Below are 20,248 nucleotides of genomic sequence, written 5' to 3'. Positions count from 1 at the left end.
AAAGGCTTGACTTTTATCAAATTTTAACTTATCATTGCGCTTATCGCTCGCCCTCAAAACTTACAACGCTGTGAATACCGCACACATAGACTCACAAGGCACCATGTCGGATAACTTAGAGGATAAAAAAATTCAGATTTTGATTGTAGATGACGTTCCCAGTAATTTATTTACCCTGCGGGCGTTGCTCGAAGAGCGTTTCGAAGAGGTCGAAATTGTCGAGGCAAGTTCGGGTTTCGAAGCCTTAGAAACTTTGATGAAGGAATCCATAGACCTCATCATTTTGGACATCCAGATGCCCGAAATGGACGGCTTCCAAACGGCAAAACTTATCAGAAGCCGTAAAAAGACTAAAAATATTCCCATTGTCTTCCTTACTGCCGCCTACAAGTCGGAGGAGTTTCGCGATAAAGGTTTTTCTTTGGGCGCAACCGATTATCTGACCAAACCCATCGACGACTACCAGCTCACCAATCGCATCAACGCCTATCTTAGCATCATCAAATTAGAAAAAAACCACAAGCAAGAGTTAGAGCGCAAAGTAGATGAGCGCACACGCGATTTGAAGCAAGCCCTACAAATCAATAGTGCGCAAAAGGAGGAATTAGAATTGGCTTTGGTCAAGCTCAAAAATGCGCAAAACCAAATCATTGCACAGGAAAAACTCGCCTCGCTCGGCGAACTAACCGCAGGAATTGCGCATGAGATTAAAAACCCTTTGAATTTTATCATCAACTTTTCCGAAGTAACGCGCGAACTAACAGGCGACCTAACGCATATCCTCGAAGAGGTCTTGCAAAATGAGGGCAGCCTCAATCAGGAGCAATTAGATGAAATTAAGGATATTATTGAAAATCTAAACGAAAATTCCGATAAAATCAACAGCCATGGCAAGCGTGCCGATAGCATCATCAATAATATGTTGCTCCATTCGCACGACAAAAAAGGCGTGTATCAAGAAGTACATCTCAATACTTCTTTGCAGGAATATGCAAGTTTGGCATATCATAGCTACATCAACAACCACAAGGGATTTGCTGCCAAAATCGACCATCAGCTCGATGAGCGCGTGGGCAATGTCAAACTCATTCCGCAGGATTTCGGACGCGCCCTTATCAATATGATTAGCAATTCGCTCTATGCTACCCACAAAAAAAAGAAACTCTTACAGGAGGGTTACGAACCTGTCATCACCATCAAGACCCTCGACAAGGGCGATTCGGTAGAAATTATCATTCGCGATAATGGCATTGGCATTGCTAAAAACGACATAGACAAGATTTTTAATCCCTTTTTCACCACCAAAGAGCCGGGGCAGGGAACGGGATTGGGGCTTTCCATCTGCTACGACATCGTTAAAAATATCCACAAGGGCGACATTCAGGTTGCCTCCCAAGAGGGCGAATATTGTGAATTTAGCATCTTTTTGCCCAAAAATCCGCCCATGCAGCCTTAGTTTCTGCTTTTTTGTACTTGATAGGGCAGGGCATTGCTTGAAGTTTGATGGAACTCGAAGTTTGATGGAATTGGATTGAAATAAAATAGCAAAAAAGAAACCCTAAGCCTTCTTAGAGGGGCTTAGGGTTTGAAGCTATGACTTCTATTTTTCTACTTATTTGAATAAAACGACTGCAAATAGACTTCTATCGCACCTGTCATCGAGGGCGCATTGGGCATGGGGGCTTCAATATCCAGACGCAGGTTCAAATCGCGCACAGCTTGTGCCGTCGTCGGACCGAAGGCTGCAATGCGTGTGTTTTTTTGCTCGAAGTTTGGGAAATTGTGTAGCAAAGATTTCACTCCTGAAGGGCTAAAAAAGGCAATCATATCGTATTTGCCTATCTCTATATCTTTCAAGTCGGAGGCGACGGTGCAATAAATGACGGCTTCGGTGAGGGCGATATTGTTTGCCTTCATAAATTCGCTGATGTCGTCTTTGCGAATATCCGAACAAGGGAAAAGATACTTCTCTTTCTTATGCTTGACAAAAAGGCGTTGTAGGTCTTGTGAGGTGCGTTCTCCTACAAATACCTTGCGTTTGCGCAGAATAATGTAGCGTTGGAGGTAATTGGCAGTCTGTTCGGAAACGCAAAAATACTTCATATCTTCGGGAACTTCTACGCGCAAGACCTTCGCTAAGGCGAAAAAGTGGTCGACAGCGTTTTTGCTCGTAAAGATGATGGCTGTATGGTCGAGAATGTTGATTTTTTGCTTTCGGAACTCTCTTGCCGTTACGGGTTGAATCTCGATAAAGGGGCGGAAGTCTATTTGAAGCTCAAATTTTTTCGCCAATTCATGGTAAGGCGATTTTTCCGTTGTTGGGGGGGGTTGAGAAATCAAAACCGTTTGAACCGCAGTCTTTGGGGTAGAAGAAGTAGAAAATGTTTGATTTGAGGGTTCGTTTGCCATTTTTTTCTGCATAGTTTGGGTACAATCAACACATATCAAACCGCCGCCATCAGGACTTGAGCCATCAGCAGCAAGGGCGCGTATTCGGCGATGCAAAGATACGAAAATAAATAGAAACGTTGTGTCGCAATGTTTTTATACAGGTGGAAACTAAGCAAGAGGGTACGTATAAAGTACAAAAATAAGCCAATTTTAAAGCTAATTTCCCAAATTGCACCTTCCCAAAAAATGCCCAGCATCGAAACCATCACCACCAGCGGCAGGGCTACGCCCAAAATCAAGACCATACTATTGATGATGCCCTGCACGTGCAAATCGGTCTGCTGTTTCTGATTGAAAAAAATATTAGAAAGAAATTGTACCAATAATAAATGCAATCCTATAAGTATGGCTGCTGTTAGTGCCAAGCTAAACCATTCGAAGAGCAATTCCAAAAAAAGAAGCCGCCCTGAAAGGGCAATTTCAAAACCCAAGCTATCGGCGTAAAGCCCTAAAATGAGGATAGCAAAAGATAGCACAAGGGCATAGTAGAGGATAAAACTCACGACTAAAAGCCTATCGGTGCGTTTGTAGATGTAGTTGGGGCGTATAAAAAAGGCGATAGCCTCGCCAAAGGCGGCGAGGTCGAAGAGTGGAACTAAGTAGTTCGAAATCAAAATGACAAGGGCTAAGAGTCCTAAGCTAAACACGACTACCCAACTATAAACGGCTACTTTTTTTCGCGGTTCGGGAGTGGCTTCTTCGTAAAAAGAAGGGCTTTTCGTTGCCTTTTTCTGTTTGGCACTATCCAAAAGCAGGCTATCGGGTTGTTTGGTCGGGGTGGTGTCTAAGGCTGTGGCAATCTCTTTTGTGTTTTCAGGCGATAAAATCGTGCTATCCTGTGTCTTTCGCTGTACAGGGGCATGCAGAATGAAGGCAGGAATGGCGGCTTTGAAAGGCTTTTGGGGGGCATAGAGCGAGATAAGCACCTGCGGGCGATTGTGTTTTTTAAAATAACCTTCAACCGTTTTTTTATCTAAAAAATAAATACCTTCAAAACTGCCGATAAAAACGTTGTCTATGAAAAGGCGCGTTTCGGTAGGTGAAAATAGGGCTAAGGATTCTACCAAAGGCTGTTGCCACGTCTGACGCTCCAAAATCAGGTGCAAGACCGCTTGGGCAGGCATTTGAGCAGGCAGGTAGGGTAGGTAGCTTGCTTCCGCTTCTTGATAGATTTTCCATCTGTCGGTCTGGTCTTGATAGATGCGATTGGAAAGTTGCGCCCACTCTTTTTGCAGTGCCTTTTGGTTGTCTTTTGTCTGATTTTGCGCCACACTTTCGGGTATCTGACAAAGAAGCAGCAAAGCCATGAGCAAACCGAAGAACCCCCATCTGAAAGGCAACACAGACTTTCGCTTGCTGCCGTAGGGAAGCGGGGGCAAGGGCAAAGGCTGCCACTTTGTAAAAATGGTATATTCTTCAAGCCTCATAAATATTGGCATTGGCAGGGGAAAAGTACGGTTTGGCGGGCAATAGGAAAGGGGTATCGCGCTACAAGGTAGGGCAGCGAAAGTGCAAATTTCCAAAAAAAAGCGGTAAAAATTCATTTTTTCGAAAAAAAGACCTTTTTTTTACCCTACACTTTGCCGTCTTGCTAAAAGGTTTTTGCTATAAAACCGAAGATAAAAAAATGAAAAATCGCTGTTTTGCCAAATTTTATACTGCAAAAAATCAAACGCCGAAAAGGTAGAAGAACTGCCAACTATCTCTAACTCTTTGAAAAAGAAGCATTTTTTTGTGAGTGTGCGTGTGTTTCAAAAAAAAATCGTAATTTTGCCTTCGGATTTCAAAACCTAATATCTTTTTTTTTCAAACCTAAAACGTATTTTTTATGACTAACATGATGGACGCTACTCGCGAAATGATGAATGCGTGGGTAGATACGCAGAACAAGATGGTTTCAAACTGGACAGAAACCGTCGAGAAGATGCAAGGGCTTCCCAAAGACGCTTCTATGCTCAAAGGCAGCATGGAAATTTACAAAAATTGGTATGAAGCACAAAAAGAACTCCTTTCTAAGAGCATGGAAAAATCTGCAAACATGGCTATACCTGCGGATATGATGCCTGCTCAAATGAAAGATATGTTGGAAAAACAGCGCAACTACACCCAAACTTGGGTCAATGCGATGAACCAAATGGCGCAAGAGCAAATGGATACGATGTTGGCAGTGGCAGATAATCCACAGGCAGCAGCCGAAAAATGGACGGCTTATTACAGAAATTGGTTTAGCAAAGTAACCGACTTGATGGGCGACATGAAAATGGGCTTGCCCGGCAACAGTGCCAAAGAAGCCTTCGAAAACATGACCTCTGCCTACAAATCTTACTTCAACGCCTACGAACTTTGGCAGCCTTTTGCTAAAATGATGGGCGACAAAAACTACGATTGGCAGTCTTATTTCAAAGCCGTAGATTTCGAAAAATTCCAAAAGCAAAGCCAAGAGATGTTTGCGATGGTTTCGCCTGCCAAGTTTCACCAAATGGGTGAGCAGGTCAATAAGTTTATCGAAGACTACCGCAAGACCTTGCTCGACTCGCCCATGATTGCGCCTTATCGCGATGTATTGGCAAAATACACTGAACTTTTCCCTATGATGGGCGGCTTGCAAAACTCTATGAAGTTTGGTGCAATGCAGGAAGAGATGATGGGCAAATTGCAAAAAATGTATGCCCCTTTCTACAAAATCATTCCGCCAAGCCGCGAAAAGGAGATGGCGCAAATTGTAGTAGATATGCAAAGCGATTTGATGAAGTACCAAACTAAGGTTTCTGAAATGAACTATATGATTGGTAGCTCGGCGCGTCAAGCCTCTGAAAGTCTGATGAAAGACCTTTTTGAGCGTGCTAAGGGCGGCGAAGCAACTGTTAAGTCTTACAATGAATTTTTCCTCACTTGGTTGAACGTTTTGGAAGAGCAAATGATTGAGCTTTTCAAAAGCGACGACTTTTCTAAGATACAAGGCGAAGTTTTGTCTTTACAATTAGACCTAAAAGCTGCCGTTAATAAAGGCGTTGAATATGTGCTTTCACCCTACCCTGTCGTGATGCACTCACAAGTAGATGACCTTACCAAGCAGGTGCATGCGTTGAAGGCAAAAATCCGCAACTTAGAAAAGCAACTTTCCAATCAGAGCGTTCAGGCAGAGATGGCAATAGACGAAGTAGCAAGTGAAGTAGAGGTGTCGGAAGACGAAAAAAAAGCCTCTTCACGTCGTAAGAGCGTTAAATAAGCCTTTAAAAAGTGCTTTTTAGCGGCAGATTTATTGAACCAAAAAACGCCAATAAGACAAAGTCTTGTTGGCGTTTTTTTTGGCGTTGTTACAACGATAAAAGCCTTCAATACACCCCACCCCAAACCCCGCCCCCATAGGGCAGTGATGTTAAATTCTAAAAATCAAATGCAAATGTAGGGACAAGGCATTGCCTTGTCCGCAGTGAGATTGAAATAAAAAAGGATTTTCAGACCTAAAAAAGGGTTCTGCCCAAATTTTATTTTGTGTCAAATTTGATAAAACAAGTTTTTTTACAGAACTTAACATTACTGGGGCAGGGTGGGGGTTCAGGCGGTTTGAGCGAAGCACAAAACACCGTTTTTTTTAATATCGAATCCTATTTTTTGGGTCTTCGAATTAGGCTTCGAGCCAAATTTGCATCGCTGCCAATAGTTCGCGTTGTGTAGAAAGGGTCTTATCTTTGGCATACCAGCCGTGCAGTTTTTCGGCGAAGGCTTTAAAATCGCCTACGGGGTTGTTTTTATAGTCTTCCACTAAGGCTTGCGCCTCCTGCGGTCTTGCGCCCCAAGAGCCTATTTCTGCCCAATCCGCCTTTCGCACACAAATAAGTTTGGGAATGGCTTTGCTAACGCCATTTGTCAGGTGGCGATTCATCAGGCTTTCGTTGGCATCACGCATCAGGTAGCGCGTTTCTATGTGGCTATTTTGGGCAGCAATTTTTTCCATAACAGGCACAATTTGCGCCGCATCTCCACACCAGCCTTCGGTTAGGATAAGCCAAAGCCATTGCGTATTTTTTTGTTGCAAAAGCGTTTCAAAAGCCTCAAAATCAGGCAGTAGCGTTACTGTTTTATCCAAACGGCTCATGCGCTGCACGTTCATTTTGGTATAATCTAAAATGTCGGGACGGCTATCACCGTTGGTGGTCGTGCCTTGTGCCAAAAGTGTATCAATCAGTTCGCGATAGGCAGAATAGGAGATGCCTGCCGTATGGTAAGCAGTTTCGAGCGTGTGATAAGACATAGAAAAACGATATAGTGGAAAGAAAAAGAGTAGAATTATTTAGGATTGTGGTAGGCGGCAAAATTTGAAAATGGTAGCACGAAATTATAGATTCGCTTCAAGTTAGCCTTGCGAAGCTGCAACTTCGCGCTACGGTAGATTCAAATCAGCATTTTTTCTATCGGCACTACCAAAATACCCTCTGCCCCTGCTTGCTGTAATGCGTCAATTTTTTCCCAAAAATCGTCTTCGTGAATAACAGAATGTACCGAGACCCAGCCTTCCTCTGCCAAAGGCAAGACGGTAGGACTTTTCAGTCCGGGTAGGATAGCGATAATTTGGTCTAATTTGTCTTGGGGGGCATTGAGCAAGATGTACTTATTGTGCTGTGAGCGGCGGACGGCACGCAGGCGGAAAAGTAATTTATCGAAGATGTCGCGCTTTTCGCCTTCTAAATGGGGCTTGGCTACCAAAACGGCTTCGGAGGTAAGCACCTCTTCTACTTCCTTCAAACCGTTGCTTAGGAGGGTACTGCCCGAACTGACGATGTCGCAAATGCCTTCTGCCAAGCCAATGCTGGGCGCAATTTCTACCGAACCACTGATGACGTGTATCTCTGCTTCAACGCCTGCCACCCGCAAGTATGTTCCTAAGATTTTGGGGTAGGAAGTGGCAATGCGCTTGCCTGCAAAGTCGGACAAGCCCTGATAGTGGGTAGCGCGTGGTACAGCCAAAGAAAGGCGACATTTGCCAAAGCCCAACTTTTCTACAATTTCTAAGGGGTAGCCTTTTTCTAAGACTACATTTTCCCCTAAGATGCCGATGTCGGCGACCCCGTCACTGACGTAGGCGGGAATGTCGTCGTCGCGCAGGAGCAAAAGTTCTAAGGGGAAGTTATGCGATTCGGTGCGTAGGGTATTGCTACCCAAATTAAAGGAAATGCCACACTCTTGGAGCAACGCGAGCGATTTTTCGCTCAAACGTCCCGATTTCTGAATCGCAATTTTGAGTTTTGCTTGCATGAGATAAGTGCCAAAGATAAAGCGAAGGTAAAACAAATAAAGGAAACATAGGTAAGAAAGCCACCGCACCGAAGGGCGAACTTTCCTACAAAAATAGGCAAAATCTTAGATTTTCGCTTTTTTGGCAGTTTTTGTTTGGGATATAAACAAAAAAATTCCATATCTGGTCAGAAATGGAATTTTTAAGGGTAAAAAGGGATAGGAATTAGTATTCGTCGTCTTCAACGTCTTCCTCGTCGTCGAAATCATCAAAGTCCTCGTCGTCGAAGTCGTCGAAGTCATCTTCAAAATCTTCGTCGTCGAAGTCTTCGTCTTCGAAGTCGTCATAGTCGTCATCGTCGTAACCGTCCTCGAAATCGCTATCGAAGTCATCTTCTTCGAAGTCGTCGTCTTCGTCACCTGCCATAGCCATGCATGAAAGGGTAGCAGGCGCGTGAAGTGCAAAATCGGATTCGGCTGCCCAAACAAACTCTGTAGCAGTAAGATTGCGAGTGAACATAAGTGTTTAGAATTGAGGTTTAAGTTGGGGTGAAGTGAGAAAATGCACGCCTGCGCGTTCTTGTTTCCCTATACCAAACGACAAGAGAACGAAAAAAGCGACAAGAAAGTGCCTACGCGCTTTTTTTTCGCCTGCCTTTTATAGCGTGCGTCTTAGGGCGCAAAGTTGCAAAAGTTTTTGAAAAAAACGCCCTTTTCGGCGTTTTTGGGTGAAATATTTTCCTAAAAAAGCTAAACCTAATTTTTTTCGCCTACGTTTAGGGGTGAAATTACACTTTTGTAGTGGCTTAGGGCGTTTTTTTCGTAAATTCCCTATCCTTTTGCTGCCTCTTTCCTATCCTTCCCCATTATTTCCTACCCTTTACCCTTTTGCGCCCATGCACGTTCATACGCCCGAATCGCCTTACCAATTAAACCAAAAACAAGAGCTTCAACTGCAAAAAAAGCAGCGCGAGGAGCGCAAGAAAGAGCGTGTGATTGCCCTTCTGTTTTTTCTGACCCTATTGGCAGTGGTGATAGCTTATTTACATTTGGCAGAAGAGCCAAAGCAGGAGTATGTCATTTTGAGTGCCAGCAGCATTGCCTTAGGGCAAGATGTCCCCTATCAGGAGCAGGCGCAGCCTAATACCGCAAGCCAAGAAAGCACGCCCACAGAAACAAGTCCCAGCCAAGAAGAGCCTATTCAGACACAAGACGAAAGCGAGCAGGTAGTAGCAGAAAATGACGCACCCCAAGCCGAACCGCAAAAACAAGAGCCTAAAAAAGAACCCAAAAAAGAAGAACCTACAAAACAAGAACCCAAGAAAGAAGAACCCAAAAAAGAGGAAAAGAAGGAAAAAGAGAACCCTAACCAAGAGCCACAAAAACAAGAGCCGCAAAAAGAAGAAAAAAAACAACAAGAAGCCGCCACACCCGCAGGAAAACCCGAAGGCGAAACAGAAAAGAAGCCCGACGATAGCCAATTAGAGGGCGACAAGCCCAGCAAGGGCAGCGGCGGAGATGAAATCTCGATGGAAGGGGAGCAAATTTGGGCAGGCTTTGATAGGGGCAATATGAGAGCAGACGCTTCCAAACAAAATGGCATCTTGAAGTACCAAATTACCGTCGATGCGACAGGTAGAATTATTGAAGCCCAATTTTCACCAAGAGGTTCTTCTCGCGTTTCCCTCGATATACAAAATCATTATCGCGCAGAAATGTTAAGAGCAGGGCGCATGAAACTTATAGAAGGAAAAACGCCCAAGCAGGATACCTACAAGGGCGTTCTAACGATTGTTTTGAAGCGATAGGGGCTTGCCTAATTTTTTTTGTAAAATTTGATGAGAAGTTTGTTCGAGTCTTCTACCAAAGTAAGGTTCTGACCGTCAAAGGCGAGGACGTACCAAGTGGAAGACTCCTCTGGTTTTCCCATAAAATAGCGAACCAAGCCCATTACGGCAGGCTTGCCTTCTGCATCTTTGCTAACGAAAAGGCATTGGTCGGGACCGAAATCGTCTTGATTTTTGCTTACTTGAAAACTTTTTTCTCCCAAACAGTCGCCTGAACGTATGTAGAGTTGCGGAAAAAATCGTCCGCCTACATTATCGGTGTTGTATTGGCTGTATTGGGGATAATCGTCGGGGTTTTCTACAAACCTTTCAAGGTCGAAGACCATGCGTACTTGGTCGCTTTCCATGTCCAAATCCCAAGTACCCATAAGCTGATGTTGAGGCGAAAATTTTATATAGTTGCCTGCTTCTATTTTTTGCCACACTTGTTTTTTGCCCTCTACGGTGGCTATTATTTGATTTTGCGAAACATCTGCATTTTGCCATTCGAGGCTACCTGCTTCTTCGTCGGTTTGTGGCATAAAATAAGTAAAGGTCAGACCGCCGTTTGCCACACTAAATTCGCCATTGTATTCAATGGTAGTGCCATCATAGATAACGGCTTTGATGGGGTCATTTTCCAAAAAAGTAGAGATAATCATTTTTTTGTCAGGGTTGCTTTCCAAATGCCAAAAGCCTGCTAAGTAAAGCAATTTTTTAGAGTCAATGGGCGTTTGGGCGGTTTCCGTTTCTGTGCCTTTGCTAAGGGCAACCTCTTGGGTAGAGTCGGTGGCGGTAGTTTCGCCTGCCTGCGAATTTGTATTTGCACCACAGGCAAAGAGAAGGGGAAAGGATAGGGCGAGCAAGATTTTTTTCATGTTTCAAAGGGAATAAGTGAGGTTGTGTTACAAATTCCGAAAGTTAGGTGTTTTTGGGTGAATCCTCTTTTTTTTCTAACCAAAGGCTCTTTTGAACTAACGAAAAGGGTATTTCAACTATTAGACCTACAAAAAAGAACGCCGCAAAAAGGCACTTCTAAAAACGAACACTTCTAAAAACGAACGTAGGAGAGGTAATGCTTTCTGACAACCAAACTCAATGCTTTTAAATGTGGCAAGTCGGAGGCTTCGGTGATATCGACCACTCTGCCGTCTTTTTTCAGAATCCAGATAGAATCTTTGTGTGGCAAATAGGCGGCATTGCTCACGCTGCCTTGTGTAAAGAAATAGTCTAAAAATTGTTCATCTATCTTGTGTTTTTTGAGAAAGAGCAGTGTTTTTTCGCGTGTGCTTTCCAAAAAGTCGCCGTAGATGGGTTCTTGTCCCCATTTGACTTTGAAAAGTTGCCTTTCTAAAAGCATCTTACAAAGTAGCGACAAGACCCTGTCGGGGTTTTGCGTCCAAGCCTTGATGCTGCCCCATACGTCGTAATCGTCTAAATTGATAAAGTGTTGCAGGGCTTCGGGGGTCTGCATAAAATCTTGCAGGGTGAGCGTATTTTTCAGAAAAAAAGCAAGCGCAGGAGTGGCAAAAAGTGGCTTTTCGGGATTTTCTAAACCTACAACACGCGCACGCCTGAAAATTTGGATAAGCATCTGTTCGGTGCTAACAGTGGTTTTGTGCAGATAAACCTGCCAATACATCAGCCTTCGCGCATTTAGAAAATGCTCGATGCTATAAATGCCTTTTGCTTCTACTACAATTTTATCTTGATGCACGTCGAGCATCTTGATAATTCTATCGCTGCCAATCGTTCCTTCGGAAACGCCCGTAAAAAAGCAGTCGCGTTTGAGGTAATCCATTCTATCCATGTCGAGCTGACTGGAAACGAGTTGGTGGAAAAAATGCCTTTCATACTTATCTGTAAAAATATCGATGGCTAATGAAAGCCGCCCTTTTAGCTCCTCATTTAGCTTTTGCATCAAAAAAAGAGAAAGTTCTTCGTGGTGCGTTTGGGTCAGGAGCGTGTTTTCGAGGGCATGTGAAAAGGCAGTGTGTCCGATGTCGTGCAGCAAGATGGCAGCCAAAGCCGCTTTGTGTTCGGCGGCAGAGATGTCGTGTCCCTTTTCGCGCAAAGTATGTAGGGCGGTTTGCATCAAATACATAGCACCCAAGGCATGGTGAAAGCGCGTATGCAAGGCACCAGGATAGACAAATTCGGTAAGCCCTAATTGTTTGATGCGGCGCAACCGCTGAAAGTAGGGGTGTTCTATCAGCGTGCCAATCAAGTCTTTGGGAATGGAGATAAAGCCATGAACGGGGTCGTTGATAATTTTATGAGCCGACATAAGAGCAGGGATTTGATTTACTTTTCAAAGGTAGAGCTTTCAAAGAAAAACCCCAAGCAGGGCTACACTTAGGGTTTGAGGCATAGGGAAAGGCAGTGCCTTGTCCGCAGTGTGAGGGAAACAAAAAAGGGGTTTAAGACCCAAAAAGTAGGGTTTTGACCAAATTTTATTTCGCTTCAAATCTTACAAAACAAGGCTTTTCACAGAGCTTAACATTGCTGGGGCTTTTTGCTGCCGTTTAGAGTGCCGAATCGCCTAAGTCTTCTCTTTCTTCCATGTCTTGTATAATTTCGGGACTTAGCTCCTCCATTACTTGATTTTGGGCATTTTCCAACGCCTTATTTTTGCGTAACTTCCTGCGCTCGGCAATTCTTTTGAGCAAACTTGCCGTAATATTGAGAAAGTTTGCCTCCGTAATGATACCCAATAAGTTGCCATCTTTGACCACAGGCAGGCAGCCTATCTTTTTTTCGCGTAAAATGTTCATGGCATCATTCACCGTTGCGTCAGGCGAAATGGTGAAAGGCTCGCGAATCATGAGGTCTTTGATGTAGAGGTCGGCTTGCTTGTGTTTGGCGTTTTGATTGAAATAACGCAATAAGATACGCGAAGTTATCAGACCTGCCAACGTGCCGTCTTCATTTTCTACGGGCAAATAGCGTATGCGCTGCCAATCCATGATGTCGGCGGCAAATTCGGGAATATCTTTTTCGTTGATGGTAATGACATCGGTATCCATAAACTCTTCGACAACCAAATCGGTAGGCTCCCAAGTAACGATGTCTTCTATTCGCGCCAAATCCCAATGATGAACAGGCACGTTTTCTTTCTGTTTGAGGGCAGTAGCCGCCGTAATTGCCGTAACTACTTCCTCGCGTGTGGTCTGTTTGATAAGTTGGTTGAAAGATTTTAACGCCCAAATGCTGCCTGTCTGCCCTGCGGCAATGCGTTCTTCTACCGTTCCGATATATTTATCAATATCCTGCGCATTTACCCCTTCCTTTTTAAGCCCTTCACGCGCCATGGGCAACAGTTCTTTTTTGAGCAGCTCTACGGTATTGATTTTTTTGCCATTGAGCCAAAAAATCTCTACCCCTAAGCCACTACGCGCCGCCTTCATAAAATTAGAACGCGCATCATCAAAATCCATCACCTGACTGACATCTTTACAATGCTCATCAAAAACATTCATCACCCCTAACCAGACGGCTGCATTGGCTACCTCATCAATCACTGTGGGACCGGCAGGAAAGATGCGGTTTTCTATGCGCAAATGTGGCTGCCCATTGTCAGAAATGCCATAACAGGCTCTATTCCAACGATATACCGTAGAGTTGTGTATTCTTAGGGCGCGTAAAATAGGGATTCTGCCTTCGGAAAGGGCTTGCAAAGCGTCTTCTTCTACGTCGGTGGTGAGTAGGATACGAAAGCGCATCATGTCTTCTTTATACAAATCGACGATAGAATTTTTGAGCCAACTATGCCCAAAAGTAACCCTTGGAGAACGCTCACGCAAGTATTCCGACGACACGCGCGTATCTACCGATTGGCGGAAAAGGGCAATGCGTGTTTCGCTCCAAAGCCTGCGCCCGAAAAGCAGGGGCGAATTGCCACACATAGAAAGCATAGGGGCAGAAATTGCCTGCGCTACATTGTACTTGCGGACAAAATCTTGGGGCGCAACCTGCAAATGCACCTGAAAGCTGGTATTGCAGGCTTCTACTAATGCCGAATCGTGCATAAAACTTAGCTCATCGATGCCCTCGATTTTGAGTTCGTAGTGGTCGCGCCCGCGTTGTTTTTTGAGCGCGTCCATAAGGGCGTGATAGCGTTCGAAGGGGGTCAGGTTCGAATTGGTAAGGTCGAATTTGCGAATCGTGGGCAGAATCCCCGTCAGGATATAATCGAGTTCCATCTCTTTGAGATTGCGCGATAGCAGCTCTAATAGTTCTAAGATTTCCCCTTCCAAATCGGAAAGACAGGAGCCTGTAAAGACCTGCGGTTTCATGTTTGCTTCTATATTGAAGCGTGCCAATTCGGTGGTGAAAGAAGGGTGTTGGTTGAGCTTTTTCAACACGTCTAAATTGCAGGGCGCGGGCTTGGCATGGTCGTCTATTAGGCAGATTTCTTGCTCTGCCCCAATACGTTTGATGTTTTTTTCGAACTTATCCTCTGCCAACATCTGCTCTAAGGCTTGAATGTCTTTGAGTAGGTGGCGGACAAAGACGTTGAGTTCTTCGCGATTGTCGGCAATGCGAACTTTTAAATCACCCATAAGATTATAGATTGAAGTGGGAATACAAAATATTTGTGTGCTTTTATAGCCTAAAAGATAGGAAATATTTTTCAGATGCCGCCTCTCTACAAGTCAAAGACACAATTTTTTTATCGCCTAAGTGGTCTTTCTGTAAAATTCTATTAAAAAATCCTACCGACTGCTATTCTACCAACAAAAATAGTAATTTTGCAGAGCCGCTTTCCTTTTTCTTTTGCCTACTTTCCGCTTCCATGACCGAAATTCGCACTTATAGCATCAGAATCGCATTGATATTGGCACTGCTTGTCTATGCCGCTCGCCTTTTTGATATGCAAATCTTATCGGACGAAATGCGCGTGCAGGCGGAGAACGTATCCATTCGTACCCTGACCGACTACCCTGCGCGTGGGCTGGTCTATGACCGCAAAGGACAACTTTTGGTTGCCAATGAGCCTGTTTTCGATATAGAGATTATCGCCAAAGAACTCAAAATCAAGGATACCCTTGTTTTTTCCCAACTCTTGGGGCTGCCCCTCGAAATCCTAAGAGAACGCCTCCAAACAGCTAATACAGGCTTGCAACGCTACAAACCATTTCTGCTGCTCAAACAAATTACGGTTACGCATTATGCCAAAATGCAAGACCGCCTTTCCGACTACAAAGGCATTTATGTTTCGCCCCGTACCATTCGCACCTATCCCCATCAAAATTTAGCCGCCGCCTTGGGTTATGTGCGCGAAATAGACCAGCTCATGCTCTCGCGCGATACGGCAGGCTACTACAACAAGGGCGACATCGTAGGCATCAGTGGTATCGAAAAAAGCTACGAAACTTTTTTGCGTGGCAGGCGTGGCACGCGCTATGTGCTTTTCGACCGCTTGGGCATACAAAGGGGAGCATACAAAGATGGCAAATACGACACACTACCCGAAGCAGGCAAAAATTTAGAGTCGAGTATTGATTTAGAATTGCAACAGTATGGCGAGTATTTGATGCAAAACAAAATCGGTAGTATCGTCGCGATAGAGCCAGCCACAGGTGAAATTTTGGCACTGATTTCTGCCCCTACCTACAATCCGAACCTACTCACAGGCGAGGGCATCGATATTTCGCGCAATTTCGTCAATCTGACCTCTAACCCCTACAAACCGCTTTACAATCGCGCCCTGCAAGCCCCCTATCCGCCCGGCTCTACTTTCAAATTGGTGCAGGCACTTATTGGGCTACAAGAAGGCGTTTTGGATACCGTAGATACGCGCATCTCCTGTACGCAGGAATTGGTCAAATGTCATGCACACCCTTCGCCCTTAGATGTCAAAGGCTCGATACAACACTCTTGCAACCCTTTCTATTTCAAAGCCTTTAATAGAATCATCAAACAAAATAAGGTCAAAAATGAAAAAGAAGACACGCGCTTGGGGCTTGAAAATTGGACACGACACGTACATTCTTTCGGATTGGGCAAACCTGCCAGCAGCGACCTTGCCAACGAAAAATCAGGCTTAATTCCTTCGGTAGCCTATTACGATAAAATCTATAAAAAGCGCGGTTATGATTGGAAATTGGGCAATATCTATTCGGTTAGTATTGGGCAGGGCGAAGTAGGACTCACGCCCCTACAAATGGCAAACTTAGCCGCCATTATCGCCAATCGCGGTTTCTACTATCCGCCGCATATCATCAGAAAAATAGAAGGCAAGCCCTTTGAGGGCGAGCATCTGACCAAACGCTATACTACCGTTTCCGCCCCTTACTTCGAGTACCTCATTCGGGGCATGGAAGATGTAGTGAAGGCAGGAACTGCGCGTCGTGCCGCCCTTAGCGATGTCGTCATCTGTGGCAAAACAGGAACGGTACAAAATCCGCATGGCGACGACCACTCTGTTTTTATCGCCTTTGCGCCTAAAAATAATCCTAAAATTGCGATTGCCGTTATTGTGGAAAATTCAGGCTTTGGTGGCACTTGGGCTGCCCCCATTGCCAGTTTGATGATAGAAAAATACCTTAAAGGCGAGGTTTCGGAAAAAAGTCTGCACGACAAAGAAGAACACGTCTTGAAACTCAATGTGATTGAAAAACAAGAAAAACGCCGCCTCTACCGCCTCTATCGCGATAGCCTCAAAAGGTTGGGAAAACCCATTCCCGAAGAACTCATAGAGAAAAAGCCCGATTCCATTCCTGCCGACAACGACAGCATTCCGCCTGCCGAAACGGAGGAAAAAAATCCTACCTTAGCGCGAAAAGAAGAGGAGTAGCTTTTTCCTACAAAAAAGGTTCAGTCCAAATTTTATTTCGCTTCAAATTTGACAACGCAAGACTTTTCTTTCATCTCAAATTATTTCCCATGCAGCAACTTTTTTTGTCGTTCCGCCTTCTTTTTTTGATGAGCCTTCCTTTTTTGTGGGCTTGTGAGAAAAACAATCAGACCTCGCAAGAAAATAAAACGACGCAAAATTCTACTACTCCACAGAAAACACGCGCCGTTCCTGCCTTTGATGCTGATTCTGCCTTCTTTTTTGTAGAAAAACAGCTAAGTTTTGGCACACGTCAGCCCAACTCGGAAGGACATCGAAAAACAGGCGATTATCTTATCGAAACCCTCAAAAGTTATGGGGCAGAAGTAACCGTACAAGACCTCGACCTCACCGCACACGACGGCAAACGCCTACAAGGGCGTAATATCTTTGCCGCGCTCTATCCTGAAAACAAGCGCAGGATTTTATTAGCCGCCCATTGGGACACGCGCCCACAGGCAGAAAACGACAAGGAGCGTCCCAAAGAGCCTATCTTAGGTGCAAATGATGGCGCAAGTGGCGTGGCAGTGCTTTTAGAATTGGTCAGAACCCTACAAAGTGCAGCCGAAAAGCCTGCCGTAGGGATTGATATTGCCTTGTTTGATTTGGAAGATTATGGCGAAAGTGCATACAAAGATTCGTATTGTTTGGGTTCGCAATATTGGGCGAAAAATCCGCACAAGCCCAACTACACCGCCTATTATGGTATTCTGCTCGATATGGTAGGGGCTAAAAATGCCATCTTCGGATTGGAAGGCGTTTCGATGGAATTTGCGCCTTCTATTATGAATAAAGTCTGGACAAAAGCCGAAATGCTTGGTTATGGGGCTTATTTTAGACGTATCCAAACGGGACATATCATCGACGACCACTATTACGTCAATACTTTGGCAAAAATCCCGATGATAGATATTATCCAACACGACCCCGAAAACGGCGATTCCTACTTTGCTCCCCATTGGCACACACATCAAGACAACCTCGATATCATAGACCGCGAAACGCTCAAAGCCGTAGGAACGACGGTGCTACACGTCTTGTATGAGGAGGAAGTGGTGTTGCAATAGGGCTTAAAAATATAAAAATGACACTACCCAAAATTCTTATCACGGGGGGAACAGGTTTTATCGGCTCGCAACTCGCCTTGCAGCTTCTTTCCGAAGGCTACTCGGTGCGTATCCTTTCGCATAGTGGCTATGTGCCGCCTTTTTTAGAGGAGGCTCTTTCGCACAAACGCCTCGAAATGGTGAGTGCCGACTTAAATGACCACATTTCTATTCAGAAAGCCGTACAAGGGGTTGCCAGAGTGGTACATTTGGCATGGAGTACCGTTCCAAAAAATGCAACAGACAACTTAGTTTATGATGTGCAGAGCAATGTAGTGGGCAGTATCCAACTTTTTATGGCTTGTGTGGCAGAAAAAGTGGAAAAGGTCGTCTTTGTTTCGTCAGGAGGAACGGTTTATGGTGTGCCACAACAGTTGCCTATTTTGGAAACGCACCCCCTACAACCTATTTCGGGCTATGGGCTTTCAAAAGTGAGTGTAGAGCAGTATTTGCACCTTTTTGGGCATCTGCACCAACTTCCCTATTTGGTCTTGCGGGTGGCAAATGTCTATGGCAGAGGGCAGAACACGCGCAAAGGACAGGGCGTTATCGGAATTTGGGCGAACAAACTCAAAGCAGGTGAGCCGCTCGAAATTTGGGGTAGCGATACCATCATTCGCGACTACGTACATGTGCGCGATACGGTGCAGGCGATTAAGATGGCACTTTTTCATCATTTAGACCCCAAAAAAGAATCGCCTATCTTCAATGTAGGCACAGGCAGGGGCTATTCCCTCAAAGAGTTGCTCGATTTGGTGCAAAGTTTTTTCCCCAAGCCGCTCGATGTACGCTATATAGACCAAAACCGCCCTTTTGATGTGCCTGCCAATGTGCTTTGTATCGAAAAAATAAAAAACGTCTTGGGTTGGCAGCCTCAAATTTCCATAGAGGAGGGCTTAGGTGAGATTTTTTACAAAGATTCTAACCCTGATTAAGTCAGCAAGTAAAAAGTCGTAAGCAGGTGACTAATAATAAAAAACAGGATTTGTCCTAACCTGTGTAGGATAAATAGGCAGAGCCTCAAATTGTGCTTTCAAATAGTCATATAATAGTTCTACGGTAAAAATTTCACTTTCATAATGACCGATGTCGCAAATCAGGATTTGATTTTCGGCATCAAAAAATTCGTGGTATTTGTAGTCGGCTGTTATGAAAGCCTGCGCCCCTGCTTTTTTGGCAGCCTGCAAAAGAAAACTGCCTGCGCCTCCACAGAGGGCTACTTTTTCTATGGTTTCATGGCAGAGAGCGGTGTGTTTGAAAAAGTGTAGGTGAAAGGCTTTTTTGAGCAAGTTGAAAAAGTCTTGCGTGGGGAGCGGTTTGGGGAGTTTCCCGATAAGTCCCGCGCCTGTTTGTTTGTGTTGGTGTAAAAGTGGCTCGCCTGCTTGGTTTTTTTTAGGAGCTAAAATCTGACGATTTTCCAAACCTAAGCGGTCTGCGATTTTATCATTCACGCCCTCGCGCACGTTGTCCAGATTGGTGTGAATGGCATAAAGGGCTACTTTCTTTTCTATTGCCGTCCAGACGGCGCGTTCTACATAGTTTTTGCGGTTTATCTTTTTTAGCCCCCCAAAAATAATGGGGTGATGCGCCACTACCAAATTACAACCCTTTTGATGGGCTTCTAATACCACTTCTTCGGTCATATCTAAGGCTACCACTGCGCCCGAAATTTCCATTTGAGGAAAGCCTACTAAGAGTCCTGCATTGTCGTAAGATTCCTGTAAGGGCAGAGGCGCAAGGGCTTCTAAATGTGCTATGAGATTAGAAAGGGCTATCATGGGCGTATAGTTGGAAGGTAGTGTTAAGTTCTACGAAAAGCCTTGTTTTGTCAAATTAGAAACGAAATAAAATTTGGACAGAACCCTTTTTTAGGTCTGAAAGCCCTTTTTTATTTCAATCTCACTGCGGACAAGGCAGTGCCTTGTCCCTACATTTGCATCTATTGAGGGTGTAAGTTGCTTTTATCCTTCGTTTTCTTTTTCAATGCTTCCCTCGATTTCTTCTTGTGTAGGGTCTTCTATTTTTTCGTCGAGTTCTTCTTCTATCGTTTCGCCTTCGTTTTGGGGTAGGTTTTGCCACAATTCTTTTAGGTAGGCTACTAAGCTATCTGCGGCAAGCATCTGATTGACCAGCACAACCGACTGCCCCTTGACAAGGCAGATGCCCGATTTGAAGTTGCCCTTTTCATAGCGCAACAGATAGCCTTTGGCTTTGAACTTATCTTCCCATTTTTGTAGGGCTTTGTTTTTTTTCTGACTCATAAAGCAAGGAACAAGGAAAGGAAACAAGGAAAATAGAGGGCGCGTGGGGCTAAAAACGAGGCTCTGCAAAGGCAAAAGAGGGCTTGTAGAGCCTTGTTATGGTTACTATTAGGCTTGTTTTTTCGCTTCAATGACCTTTTCGAGACGCAAGACCAACTCATCAAAATTGATAGGTTTGTGCATGACATCATCAAAACCTGCCGCGCTAAATTCTTCGGCAGTATAGTTTTTAGCATTTCCCGTAAGGGCAAAAAGTGGAATATTCGCCTTTTCCACATCTTGTAGGGCGCGAATCTTACGCGCACACTCCATGCCGTCCATCTTGGGCATCGCAATATCGAGCAGAATCGCGACGTATTGGTGCTTTTCAAGGCGTTCTAAGACCGCTTCGCCATCGCGCACCATATCGATGCTATAATTTTGGAACTGCAAGACGCGCTTGGTGATGTTTTGAATGACGGTACTATCTTCGGCTATTAAGATTTTCTTGTTCGAGTTTTTGTTCGTGAGGCTCATAAAGCTATGAAAGGG

General features: G+C 44.6%; 17 protein-coding genes. 6 read left to right on the top strand and 11 right to left on the bottom strand.

Annotated elements, in window-relative coordinates:
• Positions 1-70 precede the first annotated feature (70 nt).
• Complete coding sequence (locus tag G500_RS23070; RefSeq protein ID WP_154657106.1) at positions 71-1,456, top strand: hybrid sensor histidine kinase/response regulator; 1,386 nt, start codon at positions 71-73, stop codon at positions 1,454-1,456.
• Between the two features lie 152 nt (positions 1,457-1,608).
• Here G500_RS23070 and G500_RS0109640 read toward each other — a convergent pair whose 3' ends face one another.
• Together G500_RS0109640 and G500_RS0109635 are read right to left on the bottom strand one after the other, a co-directional pair.
• Positions 1,609-2,409, bottom strand: a complete 801-nt coding sequence (locus G500_RS0109640; RefSeq protein ID WP_027002413.1) for a uroporphyrinogen-III synthase — start codon at positions 2,407-2,409, stop codon at positions 1,609-1,611.
• Positions 2,410-2,444: 35 nt separating this feature from the next.
• Positions 2,445-3,878, bottom strand: coding sequence for a DUF4271 domain-containing protein (locus G500_RS0109635; protein WP_027002412.1), 1,434 nt, complete (start codon positions 3,876-3,878; stop codon positions 2,445-2,447).
• Between the two features lie 401 nt (positions 3,879-4,279).
• Here G500_RS0109635 and G500_RS0109620 point away from each other — a divergent pair, with 401 nt between their 5' ends.
• Positions 4,280-5,680 (top strand): poly(R)-hydroxyalkanoic acid synthase subunit PhaE, encoded by a 1,401-nt coding sequence (locus G500_RS0109620; protein WP_086047864.1) that lies wholly within the window; start codon positions 4,280-4,282, stop codon positions 5,678-5,680.
• Between the two features lie 399 nt (positions 5,681-6,079).
• Here G500_RS0109620 and G500_RS0109610 read toward each other — a convergent pair whose 3' ends face one another.
• The 3 genes from G500_RS0109610 to G500_RS26260 all read right to left on the bottom strand — a co-directional run bounded on the left by G500_RS0109610 (position 6,080) and on the right by G500_RS26260 (position 8,206).
• On the bottom strand, positions 6,080-6,706 hold the full coding sequence (locus G500_RS0109610; protein ID WP_027002409.1) for a thioredoxin family protein: 627 nt from the start codon (positions 6,704-6,706) through the stop codon (positions 6,080-6,082).
• Between the two features lie 140 nt (positions 6,707-6,846).
• Entirely contained in the window at positions 6,847-7,707 is an 861-nt protein-coding gene (gene hisG / locus G500_RS0109605) for an ATP phosphoribosyltransferase (protein WP_027002408.1), read from the bottom strand.
• 205 nt (positions 7,708-7,912) lie between these two features.
• Positions 7,913-8,206: a hypothetical protein gene (locus G500_RS26260; protein WP_051203408.1), complete on the bottom strand. Its 294-nt coding sequence runs from the start codon at positions 8,204-8,206 to the stop codon at positions 7,913-7,915.
• Positions 8,207-8,582: 376 nt separating this feature from the next.
• On the opposite strand from G500_RS26260, the gene G500_RS0109590 reads away from it, so the two are divergent.
• On the top strand, positions 8,583-9,494 hold the full coding sequence (locus tag G500_RS0109590) for a hypothetical protein (RefSeq protein WP_154657105.1): 912 nt from the start codon (positions 8,583-8,585) through the stop codon (positions 9,492-9,494).
• A gap of 8 nt (positions 9,495-9,502) precedes the next feature.
• On the opposite strand, the gene G500_RS0109585 is transcribed toward G500_RS0109590, so the two are convergent.
• The 3 genes from G500_RS0109585 to G500_RS0109570 all read right to left on the bottom strand — a co-directional run bounded on the left by G500_RS0109585 (position 9,503) and on the right by G500_RS0109570 (position 14,074).
• Positions 9,503-10,390 carry a hypothetical protein gene (locus G500_RS0109585; protein ID WP_027002406.1) on the bottom strand — a complete coding sequence of 296 codons (888 nt, stop codon included), beginning with the start codon at positions 10,388-10,390 and terminating at the stop codon, positions 9,503-9,505.
• A gap of 173 nt (positions 10,391-10,563) precedes the next feature.
• Positions 10,564-11,799, bottom strand: a complete 1,236-nt coding sequence (locus G500_RS0109580; protein WP_027002405.1) for an HD domain-containing protein — start codon at positions 11,797-11,799, stop codon at positions 10,564-10,566.
• 238 nt (positions 11,800-12,037) lie between these two features.
• Positions 12,038-14,074, bottom strand: coding sequence for a glutamate-cysteine ligase family protein (locus G500_RS0109570; protein WP_027002404.1), 2,037 nt, complete (start codon positions 14,072-14,074; stop codon positions 12,038-12,040).
• 11 nt (positions 14,075-14,085) lie between these two features.
• On the opposite strand from G500_RS0109570, the gene G500_RS23060 reads away from it, so the two are divergent.
• The 3 genes from G500_RS23060 to G500_RS23055 all read left to right on the top strand — a co-directional run bounded on the left by G500_RS23060 (position 14,086) and on the right by G500_RS23055 (position 18,391).
• On the top strand, positions 14,086-16,311 hold the full coding sequence (locus tag G500_RS23060; RefSeq protein ID WP_342664599.1) for a peptidoglycan D,D-transpeptidase FtsI family protein: 2,226 nt from the start codon (positions 14,086-14,088) through the stop codon (positions 16,309-16,311).
• 89 nt (positions 16,312-16,400) lie between these two features.
• Entirely contained in the window at positions 16,401-17,417 is a 1,017-nt protein-coding gene (locus G500_RS0109560) for a M28 family peptidase (protein ID WP_027002403.1), read from the top strand.
• A 17-nt stretch (positions 17,418-17,434) separates the two neighbouring features.
• Complete coding sequence (locus G500_RS23055) at positions 17,435-18,391, top strand: NAD-dependent epimerase/dehydratase family protein (protein ID WP_051203407.1); 957 nt, start codon at positions 17,435-17,437, stop codon at positions 18,389-18,391.
• A 30-nt stretch (positions 18,392-18,421) separates the two neighbouring features.
• Here G500_RS23055 and G500_RS0109550 read toward each other — a convergent pair whose 3' ends face one another.
• The 3 genes from G500_RS0109550 to G500_RS0109535 form a co-directional block, all read right to left on the bottom strand.
• Positions 18,422-19,234 (bottom strand): Nif3-like dinuclear metal center hexameric protein, encoded by an 813-nt coding sequence (locus G500_RS0109550; protein WP_035756900.1) that lies wholly within the window; start codon positions 19,232-19,234, stop codon positions 18,422-18,424.
• 183 nt (positions 19,235-19,417) lie between these two features.
• Positions 19,418-19,717, bottom strand: a complete 300-nt coding sequence (locus G500_RS25015) for a hypothetical protein (protein ID WP_154657104.1) — start codon at positions 19,715-19,717, stop codon at positions 19,418-19,420.
• A 108-nt stretch (positions 19,718-19,825) separates the two neighbouring features.
• The gene (locus tag G500_RS0109535; RefSeq protein ID WP_035756899.1) at positions 19,826-20,233 is read right to left on the bottom strand and encodes a response regulator; all 408 of its coding nucleotides are present in this window, start codon (positions 20,231-20,233) and stop codon (positions 19,826-19,828) included.
• Positions 20,234-20,248: the final 15 nt, after the last annotated feature.

The sequence above is a fragment of the Hugenholtzia roseola DSM 9546 genome (genome assembly GCF_000422585.1).
GTDB classification, from domain to species: Bacteria; Bacteroidota; Bacteroidia; order Cytophagales; family Bernardetiaceae; genus Hugenholtzia; species Hugenholtzia roseola.
Note: the sequence above shows the minus strand (reverse complement) of the source record. Positions and strands in the feature narration are given on the sequence as shown.

Excerpts from the sequence above, each read along its gene's own strand:
- G500_RS26260 (WP_051203408.1), bottom strand. The coding sequence starts at position 8,206 with ATGTTCACTCGCAATCTTACTGCTACAGAGTTTGTTTGGGCAGCCGAA.
- G500_RS0109570 (WP_027002404.1), bottom strand. The coding sequence starts at position 14,074 with ATGGGTGATTTAAAAGTTCGCATTGCCGACAATCGCGAAGAACTCAAC.
- G500_RS0109585 (WP_027002406.1), bottom strand. The coding sequence starts at position 10,390 with ATGAAAAAAATCTTGCTCGCCCTATCCTTTCCCCTTCTCTTTGCCTGT.
- G500_RS0109550 (WP_035756900.1), bottom strand. The coding sequence starts at position 19,234 with ATGATAGCCCTTTCTAATCTCATAGCACATTTAGAAGCCCTTGCGCCT.
- G500_RS0109610 (WP_027002409.1), bottom strand. The coding sequence starts at position 6,706 with ATGTCTTATCACACGCTCGAAACTGCTTACCATACGGCAGGCATCTCC.
- G500_RS0109635 (WP_027002412.1), bottom strand. The coding sequence starts at position 3,878 with ATGAGGCTTGAAGAATATACCATTTTTACAAAGTGGCAGCCTTTGCCC.
- G500_RS0109535 (WP_035756899.1), bottom strand. The coding sequence starts at position 20,233 with ATGAGCCTCACGAACAAAAACTCGAACAAGAAAATCTTAATAGCCGAA.
- G500_RS0109620 (WP_086047864.1), top strand. The coding sequence starts at position 4,280 with ATGACTAACATGATGGACGCTACTCGCGAAATGATGAATGCGTGGGTA.
- hisG (WP_027002408.1), bottom strand. The coding sequence starts at position 7,707 with ATGCAAGCAAAACTCAAAATTGCGATTCAGAAATCGGGACGTTTGAGC.
- G500_RS0109590 (WP_154657105.1), top strand. The coding sequence starts at position 8,583 with ATGCACGTTCATACGCCCGAATCGCCTTACCAATTAAACCAAAAACAA.
- G500_RS0109640 (WP_027002413.1), bottom strand. The coding sequence starts at position 2,409 with ATGGCAAACGAACCCTCAAATCAAACATTTTCTACTTCTTCTACCCCA.
- G500_RS0109580 (WP_027002405.1), bottom strand. The coding sequence starts at position 11,799 with ATGTCGGCTCATAAAATTATCAACGACCCCGTTCATGGCTTTATCTCC.
- G500_RS25015 (WP_154657104.1), bottom strand. The coding sequence starts at position 19,717 with ATGAGTCAGAAAAAAAACAAAGCCCTACAAAAATGGGAAGATAAGTTC.
- G500_RS23055 (WP_051203407.1), top strand. The coding sequence starts at position 17,435 with ATGACACTACCCAAAATTCTTATCACGGGGGGAACAGGTTTTATCGGC.
- G500_RS0109560 (WP_027002403.1), top strand. The coding sequence starts at position 16,401 with ATGCAGCAACTTTTTTTGTCGTTCCGCCTTCTTTTTTTGATGAGCCTT.